Raw genomic sequence first — 21,907 nt, 5'->3', positions numbered from 1 at the left:
ACGTCTCGTGGCCCGGGCAGTACCGGAAGTGTCATGCCTTCTCTCCCACCTCGACGGTGACCACATCCCCGTGGCCGGCACCGAGCGTGGCGGTCACGGTGGACTCGCCAGAGTTGGCGGGCAGCCAGACGACGGCGTCTGGTAGGTCCGCGTACTCGACCGGCAGGGTGATCGAACCGCGTTCGGTGCCGACGGTGACCGTCTGGTGTCCGTCGACGCCGAGGTTCGCGGCGGTCCTGGCCGACAACCGAGCCACCGCCGGCCGGGCGGTGCCGGCCAGGTGTGGCTCGTCGGTCTGCAACGTGCCGTTGTCCAGCAACTGGCGCCAGGTGGCCAGCAGCGCCTGCCCGGCGCCCGGGGTGCGCGCGGCCGGCACGGCCACGTCCGGGGTGAGCGCGGCGGGCCTGCGCACCGCCAGCCGGGCAAGGTCGGCGGCCGAGGCGCCCGGGGTCTGGGTGAACAGGTCGACGTCCATCTCCACGCCGAGGGTGTCCAGCACCCGGCAGTCCGACAGCGAGCCGACACTCTGGATGGTGGTGCCGAACTCGCGCCGGCGACCCTCCCAGTTGAGGTAGCTGCCGGCCTTCTCCACCGCCGGGGCCACCGGCAGCACCACGTCGGCGCGCGCGGTGACCTCGCTGGCCCGCAGCTCGAGGCTGACCACGAACCCGGCCTGGTCGAGCGCCGTGCGGGCCAGCTCGGGGTCGGGCAGGTCGTTGGGGTCGACGCCGCCGACCACCAGGCCGTCGAGCTCACCGGCGGCGGCCGCCACGACGATCGCGCCGGTGTCCCGGCCGGTGCTCGCCGGCAGTGCGCCGGCCGGCAGGCCCCAGGTCTGCTCGACCTCGGCGCGGGCGCCGGCGTCGACGACCAGCCGGCCGCCGGGCAGCAGGGTGGGCAGCGCGCCGGCCTCCAGCGCGCCCCGCTCACCTGCCCGGCGCGGGATCCAGGCGATCCGCGCCCCGGTGGTCTCGGCGAGCTTGCTCAACGCGGTGAACAGGCCGGGGATCCGCGCGGCGCGCTCGCCGACCAGGATCACCGCGCCCTGGCCACCGAGCGCGGCGGTGACGTCCGGCGCGTGGTTGGCCAGGCCGTCGACCGCGGCCGCCTCGGCGCCGGGCTGGCAGGCCAGCAGCGTGCCGACCGCCGGCTTGTCCGCGCCGTGCGGCTTGATCGTCTTGCGCACCGACGGGGTGGTCCACTGTCCGATGTGGAACACCTTGGTGGCGCCCTTGCGCGCCGCCTTGCGCAGCCGCAGGAAGACGATCGGCGACTCCTCCTCGGGGTCCAGCGCGACGCAGAGCACCGCGGGCGCGGCCTCGATCGCGCCGAAGCTCACCCCGGTCTCGGGCGTGGTGCCGACCACCGAGGTGGTGAGGAAGTCGAGCTCCTCGGCCGAGTGTGCCCGCGCGCGGAAGTCGATGTCGTTGGTGCGCAGGGCGATCCTGGCGAACTTGGCGTAGGCGTAGGCGTCCTCGACGGTCAGCCGGCCACCGGCCAGCACGCCGACGCCCTTGCCGTCCCGTGCCGCGGCCAGGCCGTCGGCGGCCACCCGCAGCGCCTCGGTCCACGAGGTCTCGACCAGCTCACCGGAGGCCGCGTCCCGGATCATCGGCCGGGTGATGCGCTCGCCAGCGGTCACGTACCGGAAGGCGAACCGGCCCTTGTCGCAGATCCACTCCTCGTTGACCGCCGGGTCCTCGGCGGCGAGCTTGCGCATCACCTTGCCGCGCCGCCAGTCCGTGCGCTCCGCGCAGCCGGACGAGCAGTGCTCGCACACGCTCGGCGTGGACACCAGGTCGAAGGGCCGGGACCGGAACCGGTAGGCGGCGCTGGTCAGCGCGCCGACCGGGCAGATCTGGATGGTGTTGCCGGAGAAGTAGCTCTGGAACGGCTTGTTCTCCGCGATGCCGATCTGCTGGTGCGCGCCGCGCTCGAGCAGGTCGATGAACGGGTCGCCGGCGATCTGGTCGGAGAACCGGGTGCAGCGCTGGCAGAGCACGCAGCGCTCGCGGTCGAGCAGCACCTGGGTGGACACCGGGATCGGCTTGGGGAAGGTCCGCTTGGTCTCGACGAACCGGGAGTCGGTGCGGCCGTGGGCCATCGCCTGGTTCTGCAGTGGGCACTCGCCGCCCTTGTCGCAGATCGGGCAGTCCAGCGGGTGGTTGATGAGCAGCAGCTCCATCACACCCTGCTGGGCCTTGTCGGCCACCGCCGAGGTCCGCTGGGTCTTCACCACCATGCCGTCGGCGACGGTCATCGTGCAGGAGGCCTGCGGCTTGGGCATCGGCCGGCCGCCCATCTCGACCTCGACCAGGCACTGGCGGCACGCGCCAGCCGGGTCGAGCAGCGGGTGGTCGCAGAACCGGGGGATGACCGTGCCGAGCCGCTCCGCGGTGCGGATCAGCAGCTCGCCCTTCGGCGCGATGACCTCGACCCCGTCGATGGTCAGCCGCACATGCCCCTCGGGCACCGGGGCCGTCTCCGGCTTCTCTTCGATCGCTGTCATGCGTGCGCTCCCGCAAGTGCTGGCTTCGCCGTGCCGTTCCGACCGGTGTTCCGGTCGCACAGGGCGAGGAACTCGTCCCGGAAGTACTTGATGCCGCTGACGATCGGGCTGACCGCGCCGTCGCCGAGCGCGCAGAACGCGCGGCCGAGCACGTTGTCGCAGATGTCCAGCAGCGTCTCGATGTCGGCCTCGGTGCCGTCGCCGGCGACCATCCGCTGGAGGATCCCCGCGAGCCAGTAGGTGCCCTCCCGGCAGGGGGTGCACTTGCCGCAGGACTCGTGCTCGTAGAACTCGGTCCACTTCATCACGGCCCACGGCACGGACACGGTCTCGTTGAACACCATGACCGCGGTCGTGCCGAGCATCGAGCCGGCCTCCGCCGCGCCCTCGAAGTCCAGCGGGACGTCGAGGTGCTCGGCGGTGAACAGCGGCGTTGACGACCCGCCTGGGGTCCAGAACTTCAGCGGGACGCCGTCCTTCATGCCGCCGCACAGCTCGAGCAGCTCGCGCAGCGTGGTGCCAAGTGGCGCCTCGTACTGGCCTGGCCGCTCGACGTGGCCGGAGACCGAGTAGATCTTCGGGCCCGGCGAGCGCTCGGAGCCCATGGCGCGGAACCAGTCCGCGCCGCCGTTGAGGATGAACGGCACGCTGGCGATGGTCTCGACGTTGTTCACCGTGGTCGGCGCGGCGTAGAGGCCGGCGGCGGCGGGGAACGGCGGCTTGAGCCGGGGCTGGCCCCGGCGGCCCTCGAGCGAGTCGAGCAGCGCGGTCTCCTCGCCACAGATGTAGGCGCCGGCACCGGCGTGCACGGTGATCTCCAGATCGAAGCCGGAGTCGAGGATGTTCGCGCCGAGGTAGCCCGCCGCGAAGGCCTCGCGCACGGCCGCGTTGAGCCGGCGGATGCAGTGCAGCGCCTCGCCGCGCACGTAGATGAAGCAGCGGTGCGCGCGCATCGCGTAGGCGGCGATCACGCAGCCCTCGATCAGCGAGTGCGGGTCCGCCATCATCAGCGGGATGTCCTTGCAGGTGCCCGGCTCGCCCTCGTCGGCGTTGATCACCAGGTAGTGCGGCTTGTCCTCGTTGGGCGGCATGAACGACCACTTCACGCCGGCCGGGAAGCCGGCGCCGCCCCGGCCGCGCAGGCCGGAGTCCTTCACCAGCTGGACGAGCTGCTCCGGGGTGCCGGCCAGTGCCTTGCGCAGCGCGGTGTAGCCCTCGAGCTGCTCGTAGGTCGACAGGCGCCAGGAGTTGGGCGAGAGCCAGCGCTTGGTCAGCACCGGGGTCACCGGGTCGGCCCGCTGCGGTTCGGTCGTGGTCACTTCTTCTGCACCTCCGGTAGCGCGGGCGCCTTCTCCGGGAGCGCGGGCGCGGTCCAGCCGCGATCGGCGGCCAGTTGGGCGCCGCGCAGGGTCTCCACCGCGGCCGACGGACCGTCCACACCGGCCCGGTAGGTGGCCTCGTCCTCCGGGGCGAACCCGGCGAGCTCCAGCTCGACCGCGCGCAGGCTGGTCAGCGGGGCGCCACGGGTCGGTGCCGGCCGCTCGCCCCGGCGCAGGGCGTCCACGAGCTCGACCGCCGACTCCGGCGTCTGGTTGTCGTAGTACTCGTAGTTGACCTGCAGCACCGGACCGAGGTCACAGGCGGCGAGGCACTCGGCGTGCTCCAGGGTGATCGAGCCCGGCTCGCCGGGGACACCCGAGGTGTCCTCGTGCTTGAGGGGCGCGTCCTGTTCGCCGAGGTGTTCGGCGAGGCGCTGGTAGATCGTGTCGCCGCCGAGCACCGCGCACAGGGTGTTGGTGCACACGCTGACCAGGTGCTCGCCGCATGGCTTGCGCTTGTACATCGTGTAGAACGTGACGACCGCGCTGACCTCGGCGTTGGACAGGCTCAGCTGGTCGGCGCAGAACTGCACGCCGGCCTGGCTGACGTAGCCCTCGACCGACTGCACCAGGTGCAGCATCGGCAGCAGCGCCGAGCGGGACTCGGGGTAGCGGGCGATCAGCTCGCCCGCCTTGACCACGATGTCCTGGTCGAACACCGTGGTGTCCGCGCTGGCCTCGGTGAGCAGCCGGTTGGTCTCCTCGGTGCTCACCGCGGACGTGCCGACCACGTCGGTGTCCGGCCCGGCGGCGGCGTGGGTCTCCCCCGCGCCGATGCTCGAGCCGCCGTAGGTGGATCCGGTGGACAGTCCCTCGGTCACCGGTCAACCCCTCCCATCACCGGGTCGATCATGAGTACGCCCTCCGCTGGTCCGGCGGCGGAATCTCCGCGCCCTTGTACTCGACCGGGATGCCACCGAGCGGGTAGTCCTTGCGCTGCGGGAAGCCATCCCAGTCGTCCGGCATGAGGATCCTGGTGAGCGCCGGGTGACCGTCGTAGACGATGCCGTACATGTCCCAGGCCTCGCGCTCCTGCCAGTCGGCGGTCGGGTAGACCGCGACGACCGACGGGCAGCGCGGGTGGCCGCCGTCCTCCGGCGACCAGTCGATAGCCACCTCGAGGCGGATGCGGCGGCGGTAGGTCATCGACATCAGGTGGTAGACCGAGTGCATCCGCTGCGCGACGTCGACCCCGTAGTCCACCGCCGACACCGAGCCGCACACCTCGAAGCGCAGCGCCGGGTCGTCGCGCAGCAGCTGGCAGAGCGCGACCAGGTGTTCCGGCCGGACGTAGTAGGTGATCTCGCCGCGGTCGACGGTGACCTGCTGGATCGCCTCGGCGGCCACGTTCTGCTCGCGCATCGAGACCAGCAGCTGGTCGGTGAACTCGTCGAACCAGCCGCCGTATGGCCGCTCGGCCGGCGCGGCCACGTAGGCCGGCAGCCGCAGGCCGCCGAAGCCGGAGGTGTCGCCGGAGCCGGACACGTTGAACATGCCCCGGCGTTCCTTGCCGACCACCACCGGGTCGCCGACGGGCACCGGGTCGGCGGCGGGCGCGAGCGACTGCGCGTCCTCGCCCTGCGGGCGCTGTTCGACATCGGCGGGGCGCTCGGCGCTGGACTGCTCGTCACCGGGCTCTGGTGCGGTGGGTGTGGTGTCGGGTTTGGTGTCGGGTTTGGTGTCGTCGTCAGCCATGTCCGGTCACTTCTTCGCGTACTTGACGGAGGACGCGATCATCGGGGTGCGGTCGCCGCGCTCGGCCCGCAGCGCGGCGCGCCGGGCGTTGATCGGCTCGTCCTGGATCTTCGCGTGCAGCTTGAGGATGGCGTCGAGCAGCATCTCCGGGCGGGGCGGGCAGCCGGGAAGGTACATGTCGACCGGCACGACGTGGTCGACGCCCTGCACCACCGCGTAGTTGTTGAACATGCCGCCGGAGGACGCGCAGACCCCCATGGCCAGCACCCACTTCGGCTCGGCCATCTGGTCGTAGATCTGGCGCAGGACCGGGGCCATCTTGTTGGTCACCCGGCCGGCGACGATCATCAGGTCGGCCTGGCGGGGGGTGGCGGAGAACCGCTCCATGCCGAACCGCGCGAGGTCGTAGCGTGGGCCGCCGGTGGTCATCATCTCGATGGCGCAGCAGGCAAGGCCGAAGGTGGCCGGCCACAGTGAGTTCTTCCGGCCCCAGTTCACCAGCTTCTCCAAGCTGGCCAACAGGATTCCGTTGGGGAGCTTCTCCTCAAGTCCCATGTCGACTTCGCCTCCCGTCAGTTCCAGTCGAGGCCGCCGCGCCGCCAGACGTAGGCGTACGCGAAGCCGAGGGTCGAGATGAACAGGACGATCTCGATCAGCCCGAAGAAGCCGAGCGCATCCGCGGAGACCGCGAACGGATAGAGGAAGACCATCTCGATGTCGAAGAGGATGAACAACATCGCGGTGAGGTAGTAGGCCACCGGGACCCGGCCACCGCCGATCACCGGTTGCGGCGATGGCTCGATGCCGCATTCGTAGGCCTGGAACTTCGCGCGGTTGTACCGGCGCGGACCGACCAGCGGCCCCAGCAGCGCGGAGAACAGCGCGAACGCCGCCGCGAGAACGAAGAGCAGGAGCAGTGGGAGATAGCTCCCCAGTCCAGCCGAGACGTTTTCGCCCTGTGCTACGGATGTGCCGACAGCTGCGAGTACTGACACCTTCGCCGTCCTTTCCCGCTCCTCAGTCGGGCACCCTATGGGGTGGTCTTCCCGTGGCCAGTGGTTAGGCAGTCCTAACCTGAGCTGGCCGTAGCCTTGTGAAAATCTTCACAAGCTATCTTGTGAAGCGCTTCACAAGATTCACGCCATAGTGTAGGACTCCCCGGTGGCGGCCCGGCAGGCAGATCCCCTAGGCCGTGGGAAGTTCACGCAGGCCGCGCAGCGGCGACAGCGCGATCGGCAACCACACCAACGCGAGCCCGACCGCGCCGGCCCACAGCGCCGCCCGCTGGCCGGCGAGCTCACCGAGCAGCCCCGCCCCGCCCGCGCCGATCGCGAGCGCGCCGGTCAGCAGGAACCGGAAGGTCGCGTTCATCCGGCCGAGCAGCCGGTTCGGGGTCACCCGCTGCCGGAAGCTGATCTTGAGCACGTTGTCCACGCCGACCTTCGACACCACCACGAGCCAGCCCACGGCGGCGAGCCAGACCGTCTGCCTGGTCATCAGCGGCACGCCGAAACCGAGCGGCGCGACCACGATCCCGGCCAGCAGCAGCACCCGCCCCGCGCCGAACCGGTCGGCCAGCCGCCGGGCGACCAGCGACCCGATCAACGCGCCCGCTCCCCCGCCGGCCAGCCACAGCCCGAGCACCGCCGGACTGAGCCCAAGATCACCTACGAGCACGACGTAGAGCTGGGTGATGGTCAACACATCCAGCGCCCACGCCACCGAGACCGAGCCGAACAGCCCGGCGCGCCGGGCCATTGCCTCCACGGATTCGGCTGTGGCTGAATCAGTTCGTGCTGGAGCTCAAGTTCACCGCCCTGGACCTCGGGTACACCCGGTTCGCGTTCTCGCCGTTGTGGGAGGTGGTCGCGGCGGTCCGGGTGCTCAAGGGCGGTGGCCATCCGCTGCACGCGCCCTGGGTCGAGCAGGCGACGACCCGGCTCGCCGGGTTCGACTGGGGGCTGCTCGGCGACCTCGTGCCGGTGCCGACCAGGGTGATCCCGGGGTTCGTCGCGCCCCCGCCGACCACCCCGGTGCCGGACCTGTCGGTCGAGCTGGCGACGTTGCTGGTCACGCCGGTGGAGCTGGTGGCGGGGGAACTGGAACGCATCCCGGAGATCAACACCTGGCGCACAGCCGAGCTGACCACCAGCCGCGGCCTCGCCCGGCTGTGCGACGTGATCGCCGAGTTCTGGTCGCTGGCGCTCGAGCCGTTCTGGCCGCGGATCATGTCCCTGCAGGAGGGCGACATCCTGCACCGCGCGCGGCGGATGGCCACCGGTGGCGCGGCCGCGCTGTTCGCCGACCTGGACCCGCAGGTCAGGTGGGCCGACGACCGGTTGCGGCTGGCCCACCGGCACGTGTCCGGCCAGCGCGGGTTGCGGGGCATGGGCCTGCTGCTGGTGCCCTCGGTGTTCGTGTGGCCGCGGATCTTCTCGATCACCGTGCCCGGCTGGCAGCCGACGCTGCGCTACCCGCCAAGAGGGATCGCGACCCTGTGGGAGACCAGGGCGCCCGCCGGGTCGCCCGCGCTGGCCGGGGTGCTCGGCGCGTCCAGGGCCGGGCTGCTGGCGGAGTTGGACAGTCCGGCGTCCACCTCGGAGCTGGCCGGGCGTACCGGCCTGGCCGCGGGCGGGGTGTCCACGCACCTGACCGCGTTGCGGGCGGCCGGGCTGGTGAACGCGCACCGCACCGGCCGCTACGTCCTCTACGCGCGCACGGCGCTCGGCGAGTCCCTGGTGGCGGCCAACACGTGACAAACGAAAGGGGCGCCCGGCCATCGGCCGGACGCCCCTTCCTGGAGAAGGTCTCTCACTCGCTCTGCAAGTAGTACAGCAGCCGCAGCATCTCCAGGTACAGCCACACGAGCGTGGTCATCAGCCCGAACGCGACGTACCAGGCGAACTTCGACGGCGTGCCGGTGCGGATCATCTGGTCGGCCATGTCGAAGTCGAGCAGGAAGTTGAACGCGGCGATGCCGATGAACAGGAGGCTGATGATGATCGCCAGCGGGCTGCCGTCCCGGATGCCCATGTTGACGCCGAACATCGACATGACCAGGTTGATCAGCATCAGGCCGGCGGCACCGATGGTGGCGCCGATGATCCACTTGGTCAGCTTCGGGGTGACCTTGACCGCGCCGGTCTTGTAGACCACGAGCATGGTGATGAACACCAGCGCGGTGCCGAGGATCGCCTGCAGGGCGATGCCCTCGACGAACATCTCGAACACGCCGGTGATCGCGCCGAGGAACACGCCCTCGGCCGCCGAGTAGGCCAGCACCAGGCCGGCGTTCGGGGTCTTCTTGAAGATGATGACCAGCGACAGCACCAGGCCGACGATCAAACCACCGATCATCGGTGGGAACGGGCTGATGTACTCGCCGAGCACGGCGACGGCGGTGATGATGCCGGTGATGAGGGCGAGGCCGAGGGTCATCGCGGTCTTGGTGACCACGTCGTCGACCGTCATGGGGCGATCACCCGTGGTCGGCGGCGCCTGATAGCCGCCGTATCCCGGCATGTTCGCCTGCGGCTGGGTCTGGAAGCCCGCGTAGCCGCCGCCGAACCCGCCTTGCGGCAGATTCCGGAACGCGGGATTACTGGTTGAACGCACCTGTTCCTCCTGGGCCTGATGGCTCCTGCACCGGATTCAACGACCAACCATGCCGGCCAGTTCCCGGTAGGTAAAACGAAACTTTACTCGCCGATACGGCATCGTTACCCGGCACCCGGGGCAACACCCGTTAGCGGCGGGGCCAACAGTAGACGGTGGCACCGCACTACCGACCCGACTCGCGAAAAAATCGTGACCCGCTCCCCGGCCGGGCGTCCCCCAACAAGGCTACTACTCTCGCCTAACCTCAACACAGAGCGACTACACACCGCGATGGGCGGGAGGTGCGGATGAGCACGGCGATTCGCCGTCGCTGGGAGCCGATCGTCTTCGCCATCGCACTCACAGTGACCTTCCTGATCCTCGTCGGACTCGGCACCGTCGCCCCGGACGGCGACCGGCCGGGCGGGCAGGCCGCCGCCCAGGGTGGCGCGAGCAAACCGCCGCCCTGGATGCGCCAGCTGCGGGCCGGTGAGAAGCCGCCCCAGTTCGTGCTGTTCTCCTTCGACGGCGCCGGCTCACACCCGCACTGGGAGCGGGTACTGCCGCTGGCGAAGAAGTCGAACGCGCGGGTCACCGGGTTCCTGTCGGGCATCTACCTGCTGCCGGACACCCGGCGCGCGGAGTACGACGGACCGGGGCACGGCCAGGGCAGGGCGGCGATCAGCTTCGGCGGCTCCGACGACCAGGTCGCGGTGCGCATCGAGGACCTCAACGCCGCGCTCGCGGCCGGCCACGAGCTCGGCACCCACTACAACGGCCACTTCTGCCAGGGCAACGAGCCAAGCGCGGCGACCTGGACCCGCGCACAGTGGCAGGCCGAGCTCGACCAGTTCTTCGCCTTCGTCCGGGACGCGGCCGGCCGGGGGCTGCTGATCGCCGAGGACCGGATCAGGGGCGGCCGCACGCCCTGCCTCGAGGGCGACCTGGACACGCTGGCGCCGGTGCTCACCGCGCGCGGCCTGACCTACGACTCGAGCACCACCTCCGACGGGATCGTCTGGCCGACCATGGAACACGGGCTCTGGGAGTTCCCGGTACCGGTCGTGCGGGTGCCCGCGCTGGACCGGGAGAAGGTGCTCATGCAGGACTACAACCTGTGGTTCGCGCTCAACGGCGCCCGCGAGGAACCCGCACGGGACAAGGAGTTCACCGAGGCCACCCTGGACACCTACCGCGCGGCCTACCAGGCGGCCCGCAACACCAACCGCGCGCCGCTGACCATCGGCACCCACTTCAACGACTGGTCCGGCGGCGCGTTCAGCCGGGCCACCGAGCGGTTCATGGCCGAGGTCTGCGTCCGCGAGGAAACGGTGTGCGCGACCTACTCCCAGGTCGTCGAGTGGATGTCGCTGCAGGACCCGAAGGTGCTCGACACGTTCCGCGCCATGCCGGCGGCCCAGGTCAGCTGAGCCGCGCGCGCAGCCACCGCAGCGCGGGCTCGCCCTGCCGGCGCTGGAACTCCCGCAGCGCCGGCAGCCCGGTCGGCGGTGGGAGTAACGCCGAGTGGGTGAAGTAGCCGGTGATCGCGGCCAGCGCCGCGTCCACCGCAGCCGGGTCCGCCCCGGCCGACAGCGGCGAGGTCCGCCACACCTCGACCGGATCCGGCCCGCCCTGCATGGCCACACACGGCAGCATGAACACCAGGTCCAGCCAGGGCGCGGCCGCGCGGGCGTGCGGCCAGTCGACGAACAGCACCCGGTCCTCGGTCAGCAGGATGTTGTCCGCCCGCAGGTCGCAGTGCATGAGCCGGTCGCCGGCCGCGCCGGCCGCCCAGTCCCCCTCCAGCTCGACCAGCCGGTCGAGGTGCGCGCGGACCCACGGGTCGACCCGGTCGAGCAGTTCCTCGTCGGCCGCGAGCAGCCGCCAGCTCTGGAACTTCTCCGGCGACAACGGCCCGACCACGGCCGGCGCGGGGATGGCCGCCAGCTCGACCACCGCCGCGTGCACCCGCGCCCACTCGTCGGCCCGCCACGGCAGCGCGGGCGAATGACCGGCGACGTCGTCGAACACCAGCGCCACCCAGTCGCCGATGTCCGCGGTCCACAACAGCCTCGGCGCGCCGACCGACGCCGGCAGCCCGGCCGCGATCACGGCCTCCTCGCGGTACATCCGCACCGACGTCGCGTTGCGCTCGACGCCGACCGCCTTGGCGAACACCCGCCGCCCGTCGGCCAGCAGCAGCCGCGCGGCCAGGCCGGGCGAGAACCCGCCCGGCTGGCTGACCGCCTCGACCACCGGCGCGCCGGCACCAAGGCCGATCGCCGCCCGCACCCGCTCGGGCACCAGCGCCCAGTCCAGCCGATTCCCGCCGTGCCCGGTCATCATCACGGGCCGATTGTGTTACCCCGTGCCATGCTGTGCACCAGGATTTCCGGACAGGGAAAGGGTTGGGGTCGTGGCCACCTACCTGGTTACCGGGGCGACCGGTCTCATCGGCCGGCACTTCGTCGCCGAACTGCTCGCCAGGGCCGACACCGAACGGGTGTGGCTGCTGGTCAGGGAGCGCTCGCGGGAACGCCTCGCCGACGCCGCGAGCGCGTGGCCCAACGTCGAGCTGACCAGCGCCGTCCTCGGCGACGTCCGCCAACCCAACCTCGGGGTCGACGACGAGCGGCTGGCCGAGCTGACCGGCGCGGTCGACCACCTGGTGCACCTGGCCGCGCTGTACGACATCGCCGCGGACGACGACGCCAGCATCGCGGCCAACGTCGACGGCACCCAACACGTCATCGAGCTGGCCGCGGCCATCGGCGCGGGCTGTCTGCACCACGTGTCGTCGGTGGCCGTCGCCGGGGACTACCGGGGCCGGTTCACCGAGGAGATGTTCGACGCCGGCCAGCGGCTGGTCACCGCCTACCACCGGACGAAGTTCGAGTCCGAGCGGTTGGTGCGCGGCCAGACCGAGGTGCCGTGGCGGGTGTACCGGCCGGCGATCGTCGTCGGCGACTCGGTCACCGGTGAGATGGACAAGGTCGACGGGCCCTACTACTTCTTCGCCGCGCTGAACCGGCTCGCGGCGCTGCCGGGCGTGCCGGTGGTGTTCCCCGACATCGGCGACACCAACATCGTGCCGGTCGACTACGTCGCGGCCGCGATGGCCCACCTGGTCACCCTGCCCGGACTCGACGGCCAGGCCTTCCACCTGGTCAACCCCGAGCCGCAGCCGGCGCGTGCGGTGTACAACGCGTTCGCCCGCGCGGCCGGCGCGCCGGTGGCCTCGGTCGAGCTGGACCGCAGGCTGACCGGCCCGCTGGTCGGCCTGGCCAGGCTGGCCGAGCACGTGCCCGGCGTGACCATCGCCCGCGACGCCGTGCTCGACCGGCTCGGCATCCCGCCGATCCTGCTGTCCACGCTGACCTTCCAGCCGCGCTTCGACGCCACCAGCACCCGCAGGGCGCTGGCCGACACCGGCGTGGACGTGCCGCCGCTGGACGAGTACGCCGGCGTGCTGTGGCGCTACTGGCGCGAGCACCTCGACCCGTTCCGCGCCCGCCGCCACGGCCGGCGCGGCCCGCTGGACGGGCGGCGGGTGGTGATCACCGGCGCGTCCTCCGGCATCGGGCGGGCCACCGCGTTCCAGGTCGCCGCGGCGGGCGCGGTGCCGTTGCTGGTCGCGCGCCGGGCCGCCGAGCTCGACGAGGTCCGGGCGGAGATCGTCGCGGCCGGCGGACAGGCGTTCGTGTACCCGTGCGACCTGACCGACGACGAGTCGGTGGCCAAGACGGTCGAGCGGATGCTGATCGAGCAGCCGGGGGTGGACATGCTGGTGAACAACGCCGGCCGGTCGATCCGGCGGTCGGTGCAGCTGTCCTATGACCGGATGCACGACTACGAGCGGGCGATGGCGATCAACTACTTCGGCGCCGTCCGGATGATCCTCGCGCTGCTGCCGCACATGATCGAGCGCCGGTTCGGGCACGTGGTGAACGTGTCCTCGATCGGGGTACAGGGGATCGCGCCCCGGTTCTCGGCCTATGTCGCGTCCAAGGCCGCGCTCGACTACTTCAGCAAGATCGTCGCGACCGAGACCCACGGCGCCGGGATCACGTTCACCACCGTGCACATGCCGCTGGTGCGCACGCCGATGATCCGCCCGACGAAGATCTACGACGCGTTCCCGACCAAGTCGCCGGATCAGGCCGCGGAGCTGGTGATGGCGGCGTTGCTCAAGCGCCCCAAGCACATCGGCACGCCGACCGGGCAGATGATCTCCGCCGCGTACACCGTCGCCCCCGGACTTGTCGACGCGATCGCCTACCAGGGCTACCGGATCTTCCCGGACTCGACGGCCGCCGGCGGCACCGGCCGGTTCAAGATCGGCAAGGGTGACCGGCACCTAGGCGCGGCGGCGACCGCGCTGGCTCGGCTCACCAGGGGCTTCCACTGGTAAGTCCATTGTGGATCGGCGGGAATTCGAACTGTTGCGGTCGGTGGCGGGCCGAGTACGGTCACCACCATGGGCACCGCCGATGATCGTGACCCGGCCGCCGCGGACGTGGACTTCGCCGTGGTGCGCAACGGCTACGACAGAACCGCCGTCCGCCAACACCTGGCGAACCTGGTCGCGCGCGTCGTGGGGGCCGAGAGCGACCAGACGGAGGCGCGCAACCAGACCGCGGAGCTCCAGGGCGAGCTGGAGCTGGCCCGGCGGGAGATCACCGCGCTGACCGAGCGGCTGGACACCCTGGACACCCTGGGCGCCGCCGGTGGCACCGACGGCGCGCGGGCGCTGGAGATGGCCAGGGCGCAGGCCGCGGACGTCACCGCGCGGGCCAAGGTCGCCGCCGAGGAGACCTGGTCGGCCGCCGAGCAGGCCTCGGCGGCGTTGCGCGAGCGCTACCAGACCATGCTCGCCGAGCTGGCCGAGCAGCACCAGCAGCTCAGCGCCACCAACCAGTCGATCATGCAGGCGGCGCAGGCCCAGGCCGAGGAGCTGACCACGGTGGCGCAGCGCCGCCGCCGCGAGCTCGACGGGGAGGCCGAGCGGGACCGGGTCCGCATCGACCGCGAGTTCAGTGAGCAGATGGCCGCCAAGCGCGAGGCGCTCGCGGCCGAGCAGGCACAGAGCCGCACCGCGTGCGACGAGGAGATCACCGAGAAGCTGCGCGCGGCCGACGAGGAGGCCAAGCGCCGGGTCGACGCGGTGACCGACCAGGTCGACCGGCTCAGCGCGGTGCGCGACCAGCTCTCCGAGCACCTGCGGGAGACCCGCCAGCTCGTCGAGCGCAGCGCCTCCCTGCTCGAACCGGTCGACCGGGATCCCGAGCCCGAGGAGCCCGTGCCACCGCAGCGGGCCACCCGGGCCTCGGCCAAGCGCTGAGCCTCAGGCCATCCCGTAGACCCGGGTGACCGGGATCCGCAGCACCAGCCTGCGGTCGCGGACCATCGCGGCGCGGTAGTCGTCCCAGTCGGGGTGCTCGCCGGCGATGTGCCGGTAGACCTCGATGAGTTCGGCCACGGTGTCGTCGTGCTCGTCGGTGGCCACCGGGCTCAGCTGCGCGTCGCCCTCGGCCACCACGTAGGCGCCGAAGTCGGGTGCGGTGGTGTAGAGGCTGGCGCGCGGGTCGCGGCGCAGGTTGGCGGTCTTGGCCCGGCCGTCGGTGACCGACACGCGGATCAGCCGCCGGTCCTGGTCGAAGTGGTAGCTGACGTTGGACAGCTGCGGGCGGCCGTCGCGCTTGAGCGCGGTGACCACGCCCCGGTTGGTCCCGGCCAGCAGGGCGAGTAAGCGATCTTCCATACCCCCGATTGTCCCGGCCGCCGCCCGCCCAAACGCAGCGAAGGGTCCCTTCGCTGCACTGGACGCAGCGAAGGAGCCCTTCGCTGCGGTTTCAGGCGGCCCGCGCGGCCGACCCCGCCGCGCAGGTCGAGAGGATGACCGAGGCCACGAGCTCGGGCTCGTCGATCATCGGCACGTGCCCGCAGCGGTACAGCCACACGTGCCGGGCGCGGGGCAGCAGCTCCGCGGCGCGCCCTGCCTGGCGGGGCCACAGGATCCGGTCCCTGGTCCCCCAGGCGACGGTCACCGGCACGGTCGGCTGCGGGCTGGCGTACGCGTAGTTCCGCCCGGCCGTCGCGACCAGGTCGAACGCCGGCGAGGCGACCATCGAGGCCAGGTCGTCCAGCATGACCTGCTCGGTGATCCTGGACGGGTGGCCGTAGAGCAGGCCCGCGCTGGCCTGCCGCGCATATTTCCAGCGCAGCATCCTGGTGCTCGCCCGGAGCCGCCCGACGCGCCGCATCGTGCTCAGCACCCCCAGCGCCCACGCCCGGTCCCGGGGCGTCCAGAACCCGGCCGGGGCCAGCGCGGTCGCCGAGGTGACCAGGCCGAGCGAGGCGAGCTCGAGGCTGAGCACCGCGCCGAGCGAGTTGCCGGCCACGTGCGGGCGGTCAAGGCCGAGGTCGGCGAAGATGTCCGCGCACGCCCGCACCGCGGACGCCACGTCGTAACCCCGGCCGGCGGGCAGCAGCGGCGAGGCGCCGAAGCCCGGCAGGTCGATGGCGATCACATCGTGCTCGGCGGCCAGCAGGTCGAGTACGGGCGACCAGGCCTGCCAGCGGTGGCCGATGCCGTGTAACAGCACCAGCGGGTCGCCGGCTCCCCGTCGTTCGAACGCGATCTCGATGGGCTGCCGGCTCATGCGTACCCGCCTCTCGTTCGGAGGCGAACATGTTACCGCGATTTACACATAACTCAACGTGTGCGCACCATGCGCATGGTTCCCGCTGGTCAGCGCCGCTATCAACGCACCGGTCCGGCGGGCCGCGAGAAATGCCGGCGGAATACCTCCCGAAATGCCAACACGCTGTGTGTCAAATCAAGTGCGAACAGTCGCGAAGTGATCGCGAGGAATTTTGCAGCTCGTGGTGCCCCCGACCGGATTCGAACCGGCACTCCACCCCTTTTAAGGGGGCTGCCTCTGCCAGTTGGGCTACGGGGGCAGCCGCAGCCTAGAGCGCGATCACCTGGCTACGAACGGGTTTTCGCGAACTTGCGTCCGCTGGCCCAATCTTGGATACGCCATTTAGCTCTACCACGACAGGGCTCGGTAAGGCTACCGGGTGCCGAGCGGACCCGGAACGCGAATTAGCCCTTGGACACGCGGTCGAACTCGGCCCTCGGATTGTTGATCTGGCCCATCGAGATGGCTTCACGCCGTAACAGTCCACTCAGTAACCAGTCGGCTACTACGCGGAATTTCCGGTTGAAGGTCGGGACCCTGGCGACGTGGTAGCCACGGTGCATCGCCCAGGCGACGAAGCCCTTGGCCTTGACGTTGTAGACGTCCGCGACTCCCTTGTGGAGCCCGAGGCTGGCCACCGAGCCGACGTTCTTGTGGAAGTACGCCTTCGGCTCGCGGCCGCGCAGCACGGCGATGATGTTCTTGGCCATCAGGTTGGCCTGCCGGACCGCGTGCTGGGCGTTGGGCGCGCACAGCGCGTGCTCGTCCTCGTCGGTCCTGGACAGATCGGGCACCGCGGCGTTGTCGCCCGCGGTCCACGCGTCCGGCACCCCGGCCACCCGCAGGTCCGCGGTCGCCACCAGCCGGCCGCGGGCGTCGACCGGCAGGTCCGAGCCGGCGATCACCGGGTTGGCCTTCACCCCGGCGGTCCAGACGATCGTGTCGCTGTCGAACTCGGTGCCGTCGGAGAGCACGACGTGCCCGCCGTCGAACGACTTGGCCAGAGTGGACAGGTAGACCTCGATGCCGCGCCGCTCCAACTGGAGCACCGTGTACACGCCGAGGCTCTCGCGCACCTCCGGCAGGATCCGGCCGGCGGCCTCGACCAGCACCCAGCGCAGATCCGTCGGCTCGATGTTGTCGTAGTACCGGGTGGCGAAGCGGGCCATGTCCTCGAGCTCGGCCAGCGCCTCGATGCCGGCGAACCCGCCGCCGACGAAGGTGAACGTCAGGTACTTGCGCCGCAGCTCCGGGTCCACTGTGCTGCTCGCGGCGTCCAACCTGGACATCACGTGGTTGCGGAGGTAGATCGCCTCGCCGACGGTCTTGAACGAGATGCCCTGCTCGGCGAGCCCGGGAATGGGCATCAACCGGGCGACCGAGCCAAGGGCGACCACCAGTACGTCGTACTCGACGCGCTCCTCGTGCCCGTCCGGTGCCTCTATGGTGACCGTGTGCGCACCGTGGTCGATGTTGGTGACCCGCGCGGTGAGCACGTGGCAGCGCTTCAGCGTCTTGCGCAGCGGCACGACCACGTGCCTCGGCTCGATGGCGCCGGCGGCCGCCTCCGGTAGGAACGGCTGGTAGGTCATGTGTGGCTGCGGATCGACGACCGTCACGGACGCCTCGGCGCCACGCAGCTTCCGCTGTAGCCCCAGCGCGGTGTAGAGGCCGACATACCCGCCGCCGAGGATCAGGATTCGTGTGCTCTTCCCTCGCCCCATGCTTCCATCGTGGCACTCCCCATGGGCTAATGCCCGTCACCCCGGGTGTGAGCATGGTCGCGGCCGGCCCGCCGCGCCCACCAACTGGTCCCCCACCAGCGGGAACGTCCCTCTCCGGGCGCTCACCCCGCATCCGCGACCCGCTTGGCCTGGCCGAGCACCTCCTCGACCATGGCCGGGGTCAGCTTGCCGGTGAAGGTGTTCTGCTGGCTCACGTGGTAGCAGCCGAACAGCGCCAGCGGGGCCGGGCCGGCCAGGTCCACCCGCACCCCGTGGCCGAACCTGGGTCGCGGCGTCGGCACCTGCCAGCCGGCGGCCGACAGCACCGGCAGCAGCGCCTGCCAGCCGAACGCGCCCAGCACGACGATCGCCCGCAGCGTCGGCGCCAGCAGCTCCAGCTCGCGCGCGAGCCACGGCCGGCAGTTGTCCCGCTCCGTCGGGGTCGGCTTGTTGGCCGGCGGCGCGCACTTCACCGGCGCGGTGATGCGCGTGCCGAACAGCTCAAGGCCGTCGTCGACATGGGTCGCGGTCGGTTGGGAGGCCAGGCCGACCGCGTACATGGCGGCGTAGAGCACGTCGCCGGAGCGGTCGCCGGTGAACATCCGGCCGGTGCGGTTCGCGCCGTGCGCGGCGGGCGCGAGGCCGACGATCGCCAGCGTGGCGTCCGGCGGGCCGAAGCCGGGGACCGGGCGGCCCCAGTAGGTCTGGTCGGCGAAGGCCGCCCGTTTGACCCGCGCCACCTCCTCGCGCCACGCGACCAGACGGGGGCAGCGGCGGCACCCCGCCACCTCTCGGTCCACTGAAGCCAACTCCGACACGGCACCGATTCAACACGTATCGTGCCGGCTCATGGACGCCGATCCCCAGACCCCAGCCGAGGACAAGCCGGTCGAGCCGACCGACGACCTGGTCGCCACCGCGCACAGCATCACGATCAACCGCCGCAAGCTGAACTACACGGCCACCACCGGCCGGATCGTGCTGCGCAAGGAGGTGCTCACCGACGGGCGGTTCGACGGGCACCTGCCCAAGGCGGAGGTCTTCCTCACCGCGTACACAGTGGACGGTGCGGACCCGACCACGCGACCGGTCACCTTCGCGTTCAACGGCGGGCCGGGATCCTCCAGTGTGTGGCTGCATCTCGGGCTGCTCGGGCCGCGCCGGGTGGTCTCCGGCGACGTCGGCGAGATCGCCCCGCCGCCGTACGGGATCGTGGACAACGTCGAGACCCTGTTGCGGCACAGCGACCTGGTGTTCATCGACCCGGTCGCCACCGGGTACTCGCGGGCCGCGCAGGGCGAGAAGCCCGGCGAGTTCCTCGGCTTCCAGGGCGACATCGAGTCGGTCGGCGAGGTGATCCGGCTGTGGACCGCGCGCAACGGCCGGTGGCTGTCGCCCAAGTTCCTCGCCGGCGAGTCCTACGGCACCACCCGCGCGGCTGGGCTCGCCCATCACCTGCAGACCAGGTACGGGATGTACCTCAACGGGCTCATGCTGATCTCCTCGGTGCTCGACTTCTCGACGCTGGACTTCGGGCCAGGCAACGACGTGCCCTACCCGCTGTTCCTGCCGACCTACACCGCGATCGCGCACTACCACGGCCGGCTCGGCGACCGCCCGCTGCGCGAGGTGCTCGACGAGGCGGAGGAGTTCGCCGCGCGCGACTACCCGTGGGCGCTGAGCAGGGGCAGCCGGCTGACCGCCGAGGAACGCGCCGCCACGGTGGCCAGGATCGCCGCGCTGACCGGGGTTTCCGAGGACTATGTGGACAGAGTGGACCTACGGATCGAGCACGTCCGGTTCTTCACCGAGGTACTGCGCGACCGCCGCCGGGTGGCCGGCAGGCTCGACGGGCGGTTCTCCGGCTGGGCCGCGGACTACGGCCTGGAGCACTTCGACGACGACCCGTCGTCCTCGGCGATCATGGGGGCCTACACCGCGGCGTTCAACCACTACCTGCACGCCGAGCTGGACTACCCGAACGACCTGCCATACGAGGTGCTGAACATGAGCACGCACGAGGCGTGGTCCTACAAGGACTTCGAGAACTCCTACGTCTCGGTCACCGACAAGCTCGCGGCCGCGATGCGCGCCAACCCACATCTCAAGGTGCACGTCGCCTACGGCTACCACGACGGCGCGACGCCCTACTTCGCCGCCGAGCACGTGTTGGCGCATCTGCGGATCCCCGAGGAGCTGCGGGCCAACATCGAGGGCGCCTACTACGAGGCGGGGCACATGATGTACGTGCACGAGCCGTCGCGGATCCAGCAGGCGGCCGATCTCACGGAGTTCGTCACGTCCGCGTCGAACCGGTAGCGAGGAACCGGACGATCAGCTCGCTGAGCTCGGCCGGCCGCTCCGCGACCATGTCGTGGCCGGCGGCCAGCTCGACCGTCTCGACGGTGTCCGGAAGATCGCGGCGGACTCCGCGGCGGAAGGCCGTCATGAGCTCGCCGCCGTCGGTGCCCACCGGGTCCCGGTCGGCCAACACGACCAGCGCGGGGCAGCCGACAGCGCGCAGGAACGGGATCGCGTCGCGGAACTGGGGCGCGTACCGCAGTGCCGCCAGCGTTTCCGTGCTTGGCCGAACGTAGCGGTGCCCGTCGCGGGTGGTGAGGGTGCGCTGGGGAAGCGTCGGCGCCACCTCGGCGGGGACCGGCTGGCGCATCGCCGCGACCTGCGCGTCGAAGGTGGCCCTGAGCTGGTCAAGCGCCGCCCGCAGCTCGTCTGGCGGCATGTCCGGGTAGTTGGCCGGATCGTTCTCGGCGGACCGGAGCCCGTCGAGGTTGACGATCGCCGGGCACTCGGGGTGGCGGCGTGCCCACTGGATGGCGAGCATGCCGCCGAGCGAGTGCCCGACGAGCGCCGGCCGGTCGAGGCGGAAGTGGGTGACCACGGCCTCGATGTCGTCGAGGACGGCGTCCCAGTCCCAGGGGGCGTCGCCGGACAGGCCGTGGTCGCGCAGGTCCATGGTCACGGTGCGCTGGGTGCGCGCCAGGAGCGGGGCGAGGGTGTCCCAGGCTTCGAGGGTGCCGCCCAGTCCGTGCAGGAGTAACACGGCGGGCCCGTCGCCGCCGTGGTCGCGGACGGCGAGGGGGATGACGTGGTCAGTGATGGTGCTGTCCTGAGGGGGCACGGTGTTCCTTCGGTTGGTTGAGGCGGGCGCGCACGGAGTCCGTGGTCACGCCGCCGTCGGGATGGCGTTCGAGCTTCGCGCGCTTGACGAGGTCGTGTACGCCCTGGCGAGTGATGCCGAGCATCGCCGCGGCGGTGGCGAAGGAGACGGCCACCACCCCCGGATGCCCGACCCGACGAGCCACGGCCTGCCCGAAGGGCGTGCGCCACCAGGCTGGCGGCGGGTCGAACGGCTCGTCGCCGGGGAAGGTCGCCGCGATCAGCCGGGCGGCCGTGCGGACCGCGAGGGTGTCGTCCGGGCCGAGCAGCTGAGCCGCCCAGACCTCGGCCTGGATGCGCAGCTGTTCCCGGAGGTCGCGGACCGGCGCGCCGGACTCGAGCAGGATCTCCAACGGGTCGACGATCCGGGTGTCCACCAGCCGGACCAGCGCCGCGGCCAGGTCCACATGTTCTGCCGTACTCACACGGTTCACTTGACGAAGAATAGCAAGTACTTGCTGACTTCAGTCAAGTACCGAATCGGGTCTGAAGCGATACAACACGAATGTTCGAAGCGACATCGTCACCATGACCTACCCGCAACAGTTCCCGCCGCCGCCAGCGGAGAAGAATTCGCACCCGGTGCTGTGGACACTGGCCGTGTTGATCACAGCGGTGATGGCCATCGCCGTCGTCATCGCCGCGGCCGGACGGGCCGAGCGGGACACCGCCGAGAGCGAACCCACCAGCCCCGCCAGACCAGCCAAACAGACCGAGCAAACCGAGCAGACCGCGTCGGACACGCGCGAGGACGCTCCCGCGCCCGCCGTCGCTCCCGAACAGACGCCGTCCGGACCGGACACCACGATGAGCGACGGCATGTACCAGGTCGGCGTGGACGTGGCGCCTGGCCGCTACAAGACCACCGGGCCAGACGACTCGTCGGATTTCGCGCACTGCTACTGGGCTCGCACGACAGACGATTCCGGCGAGCTCAGGTCGATCATCGCCAACAGCCTCCTCCAGGGCCCCGGGAGCGTGACGGTGAACGCGGGCGAGTTCATCGAACTGAACGGCGGATGTACCTGGACCAACGTCGGCGCAACGCCGTGATCCCCGGGACAGGTGCGAACCGCGAGCCGTAACGCCCGGTTAGGCCGGGCGATGCAGGAGCACGGACAC

At 71.0% G+C, this 21,907-nt stretch carries 21 protein-coding genes and 1 tRNA gene; 6 read left to right on the top strand and 16 right to left on the bottom strand.

Features of this window, described 5'->3' with window-relative positions; genetic code table 11:
* Nucleotides 1–31: 31 nt before the first annotated feature.
* The 7 genes from ACYVIP_RS18465 to ACYVIP_RS18435 form a co-directional block, all read right to left on the bottom strand.
* The gene (locus tag ACYVIP_RS18465) at nucleotides 32–2,509 is read right to left on the bottom strand and encodes an NADH-quinone oxidoreductase subunit G (protein WP_460397817.1); all 2,478 of its coding nucleotides are present in this window, start codon (nucleotides 2,507–2,509) and stop codon (nucleotides 32–34) included.
* The gene (nuoF, locus tag ACYVIP_RS18460) at nucleotides 2,506–3,828 is read right to left on the bottom strand and encodes an NADH-quinone oxidoreductase subunit NuoF (protein ID WP_460397815.1); all 1,323 of its coding nucleotides are present in this window, start codon (nucleotides 3,826–3,828) and stop codon (nucleotides 2,506–2,508) included. Before nuoF ends, ACYVIP_RS18465 begins: the two co-directional genes overlap by 4 nt.
* The gene (gene nuoE, locus ACYVIP_RS18455) at nucleotides 3,825–4,697 is read right to left on the bottom strand and encodes an NADH-quinone oxidoreductase subunit NuoE (RefSeq protein ID WP_460398218.1); all 873 of its coding nucleotides are present in this window, start codon (nucleotides 4,695–4,697) and stop codon (nucleotides 3,825–3,827) included. The genes nuoF and nuoE overlap by 4 nt, the downstream gene beginning before the upstream one ends.
* A 40-nt stretch (nucleotides 4,698–4,737) precedes the next feature.
* Nucleotides 4,738–5,583: an NADH-quinone oxidoreductase subunit C gene (locus ACYVIP_RS18450; protein ID WP_460397813.1), complete on the bottom strand. Its 846-nt coding sequence runs from the start codon at nucleotides 5,581–5,583 to the stop codon at nucleotides 4,738–4,740.
* Between the two features lie 6 nt (nucleotides 5,584–5,589).
* Nucleotides 5,590–6,138 carry a NuoB/complex I 20 kDa subunit family protein gene (locus ACYVIP_RS18445; RefSeq protein WP_460397811.1) on the bottom strand — a complete coding sequence of 183 codons (549 nt, stop codon included), beginning with the start codon at nucleotides 6,136–6,138 and terminating at the stop codon, nucleotides 5,590–5,592.
* 17 nt (nucleotides 6,139–6,155) lie between these two features.
* Nucleotides 6,156–6,578, bottom strand: a complete 423-nt coding sequence (locus ACYVIP_RS18440) for an NADH-quinone oxidoreductase subunit A (protein WP_460397809.1) — start codon at nucleotides 6,576–6,578, stop codon at nucleotides 6,156–6,158.
* A gap of 190 nt (nucleotides 6,579–6,768) precedes the next feature.
* Nucleotides 6,769–7,341, bottom strand: coding sequence for an MFS transporter (locus ACYVIP_RS18435; protein ID WP_460398215.1), 573 nt, complete (start codon nucleotides 7,339–7,341; stop codon nucleotides 6,769–6,771).
* A 35-nt stretch (nucleotides 7,342–7,376) separates the two neighbouring features.
* Here ACYVIP_RS18435 and ACYVIP_RS18430 point away from each other — a divergent pair, with 35 nt between their 5' ends.
* Nucleotides 7,377–8,339 carry an ArsR/SmtB family transcription factor gene (locus tag ACYVIP_RS18430; RefSeq protein ID WP_460397807.1) on the top strand — a complete coding sequence of 321 codons (963 nt, stop codon included), beginning with the start codon at nucleotides 7,377–7,379 and terminating at the stop codon, nucleotides 8,337–8,339.
* 55 nt (nucleotides 8,340–8,394) lie between these two features.
* Here ACYVIP_RS18430 and ACYVIP_RS18425 read toward each other — a convergent pair whose 3' ends face one another.
* Entirely contained in the window at nucleotides 8,395–9,198 is an 804-nt protein-coding gene (locus tag ACYVIP_RS18425; protein WP_460397805.1) for a Bax inhibitor-1/YccA family protein, read from the bottom strand.
* 290 nt (nucleotides 9,199–9,488) lie between these two features.
* Between ACYVIP_RS18425 and ACYVIP_RS18420 the strand changes: the two genes are divergently transcribed.
* On the top strand, nucleotides 9,489–10,610 hold the full coding sequence (locus ACYVIP_RS18420) for a polysaccharide deacetylase family protein (protein WP_460397803.1): 1,122 nt from the start codon (nucleotides 9,489–9,491) through the stop codon (nucleotides 10,608–10,610).
* On the opposite strand, the gene ACYVIP_RS18415 is transcribed toward ACYVIP_RS18420, so the two are convergent.
* Nucleotides 10,603–11,526, bottom strand: a complete 924-nt coding sequence (locus ACYVIP_RS18415) for a phosphotransferase (RefSeq protein WP_460398213.1) — start codon at nucleotides 11,524–11,526, stop codon at nucleotides 10,603–10,605. The two genes, ACYVIP_RS18420 and ACYVIP_RS18415, sit on opposite strands and share 8 nt — an antisense overlap.
* A 70-nt stretch (nucleotides 11,527–11,596) precedes the next feature.
* On the opposite strand from ACYVIP_RS18415, the gene ACYVIP_RS18410 reads away from it, so the two are divergent.
* Together ACYVIP_RS18410 and ACYVIP_RS18405 are read left to right on the top strand one after the other, a co-directional pair.
* A complete protein-coding gene (locus tag ACYVIP_RS18410; protein WP_460397801.1) occupies nucleotides 11,597–13,591 on the top strand; it encodes an SDR family oxidoreductase in 1,995 nt (664 codons plus the stop codon).
* A 66-nt stretch (nucleotides 13,592–13,657) separates the two neighbouring features.
* Nucleotides 13,658–14,521: a hypothetical protein gene (locus ACYVIP_RS18405; RefSeq protein WP_460397799.1), complete on the top strand. Its 864-nt coding sequence runs from the start codon at nucleotides 13,658–13,660 to the stop codon at nucleotides 14,519–14,521.
* 3 nt (nucleotides 14,522–14,524) lie between these two features.
* Here the strand turns inward: ACYVIP_RS18405 and ACYVIP_RS18400 are convergent, their stop codons facing one another.
* The 5 genes from ACYVIP_RS18400 to ACYVIP_RS18380 form a co-directional block, all read right to left on the bottom strand.
* Nucleotides 14,525–14,941, bottom strand: a complete 417-nt coding sequence (locus ACYVIP_RS18400; RefSeq protein WP_460397797.1) for a PPOX class F420-dependent oxidoreductase — start codon at nucleotides 14,939–14,941, stop codon at nucleotides 14,525–14,527.
* 91 nt (nucleotides 14,942–15,032) lie between these two features.
* Nucleotides 15,033–15,842 (bottom strand): alpha/beta fold hydrolase, encoded by an 810-nt coding sequence (locus tag ACYVIP_RS18395; RefSeq protein ID WP_460397795.1) that lies wholly within the window; start codon nucleotides 15,840–15,842, stop codon nucleotides 15,033–15,035.
* A gap of 224 nt (nucleotides 15,843–16,066) precedes the next feature.
* Nucleotides 16,067–16,143: transfer RNA gene (locus ACYVIP_RS18390), tRNA-Leu, on the bottom strand.
* 145 nt (nucleotides 16,144–16,288) lie between these two features.
* Nucleotides 16,289–17,608 (bottom strand): NAD(P)/FAD-dependent oxidoreductase, encoded by a 1,320-nt coding sequence (locus tag ACYVIP_RS18385; protein ID WP_460397793.1) that lies wholly within the window; start codon nucleotides 17,606–17,608, stop codon nucleotides 16,289–16,291.
* A gap of 122 nt (nucleotides 17,609–17,730) precedes the next feature.
* Nucleotides 17,731–18,408 (bottom strand): uracil-DNA glycosylase, encoded by a 678-nt coding sequence (locus tag ACYVIP_RS18380; RefSeq protein WP_460397791.1) that lies wholly within the window; start codon nucleotides 18,406–18,408, stop codon nucleotides 17,731–17,733.
* Nucleotides 18,409–18,457: 49 nt separating this feature from the next.
* On the opposite strand from ACYVIP_RS18380, the gene ACYVIP_RS18375 reads away from it, so the two are divergent.
* On the top strand, nucleotides 18,458–19,927 hold the full coding sequence (locus ACYVIP_RS18375; RefSeq protein ID WP_460397789.1) for a S10 family peptidase: 1,470 nt from the start codon (nucleotides 18,458–18,460) through the stop codon (nucleotides 19,925–19,927).
* Here ACYVIP_RS18375 and ACYVIP_RS18370 read toward each other — a convergent pair.
* The gene (locus ACYVIP_RS18370) at nucleotides 19,905–20,747 is read right to left on the bottom strand and encodes an alpha/beta fold hydrolase (RefSeq protein ID WP_460397787.1); all 843 of its coding nucleotides are present in this window, start codon (nucleotides 20,745–20,747) and stop codon (nucleotides 19,905–19,907) included. The two genes, ACYVIP_RS18375 and ACYVIP_RS18370, sit on opposite strands and share 23 nt — an antisense overlap.
* Nucleotides 20,719–21,210 carry a hypothetical protein gene (locus tag ACYVIP_RS18365; protein WP_460397785.1) on the bottom strand — a complete coding sequence of 164 codons (492 nt, stop codon included), beginning with the start codon at nucleotides 21,208–21,210 and terminating at the stop codon, nucleotides 20,719–20,721. The genes ACYVIP_RS18370 and ACYVIP_RS18365 overlap by 29 nt, the downstream gene beginning before the upstream one ends.
* A 193-nt stretch (nucleotides 21,211–21,403) precedes the next feature.
* Between ACYVIP_RS18365 and ACYVIP_RS18360 the strand changes: the two genes are divergently transcribed.
* Complete coding sequence (locus tag ACYVIP_RS18360; RefSeq protein ID WP_460397783.1) at nucleotides 21,404–21,838, top strand: hypothetical protein; 435 nt, start codon at nucleotides 21,404–21,406, stop codon at nucleotides 21,836–21,838.
* Nucleotides 21,839–21,907 lie beyond the last annotated feature (69 nt).

The sequence above is a fragment of the Actinophytocola sediminis genome (assembly GCF_054779715.1).
Note: the sequence above shows the minus strand (reverse complement) of the source record. Positions and strands in the feature narration are given on the sequence as shown.

Bases quoted from the DNA above. Each gene is read 5' to 3' on its own strand.
- ACYVIP_RS18420 (WP_460397803.1), top strand. From the start codon at position 9,489: ATGAGCACGGCGATTCGCCGTCGCTGGGAGCCGATCGTCTTCGCCATC.
- ACYVIP_RS18360 (WP_460397783.1), top strand. From the start codon at position 21,404: ATGGCCATCGCCGTCGTCATCGCCGCGGCCGGACGGGCCGAGCGGGAC.
- ACYVIP_RS18465 (WP_460397817.1), bottom strand. From the start codon at position 2,509: ATGACAGCGATCGAAGAGAAGCCGGAGACGGCCCCGGTGCCCGAGGGG.
- ACYVIP_RS18395 (WP_460397795.1), bottom strand. From the start codon at position 15,842: ATGAGCCGGCAGCCCATCGAGATCGCGTTCGAACGACGGGGAGCCGGC.
- ACYVIP_RS18405 (WP_460397799.1), top strand. From the start codon at position 13,658: ATGGGCACCGCCGATGATCGTGACCCGGCCGCCGCGGACGTGGACTTC.
- ACYVIP_RS18445 (WP_460397811.1), bottom strand. From the start codon at position 6,138: ATGGGACTTGAGGAGAAGCTCCCCAACGGAATCCTGTTGGCCAGCTTG.
- ACYVIP_RS18400 (WP_460397797.1), bottom strand. From the start codon at position 14,941: ATGGAAGATCGCTTACTCGCCCTGCTGGCCGGGACCAACCGGGGCGTG.
- ACYVIP_RS18385 (WP_460397793.1), bottom strand. From the start codon at position 17,608: ATGGGGCGAGGGAAGAGCACACGAATCCTGATCCTCGGCGGCGGGTAT.
- ACYVIP_RS18375 (WP_460397789.1), top strand. From the start codon at position 18,458: ATGGACGCCGATCCCCAGACCCCAGCCGAGGACAAGCCGGTCGAGCCG.
- ACYVIP_RS18415 (WP_460398213.1), bottom strand. From the start codon at position 11,526: ATGATGACCGGGCACGGCGGGAATCGGCTGGACTGGGCGCTGGTGCCC.
- ACYVIP_RS18450 (WP_460397813.1), bottom strand. From the start codon at position 5,583: ATGGCTGACGACGACACCAAACCCGACACCAAACCCGACACCACACCC.
- ACYVIP_RS18435 (WP_460398215.1), bottom strand. From the start codon at position 7,341: ATGGCCCGGCGCGCCGGGCTGTTCGGCTCGGTCTCGGTGGCGTGGGCG.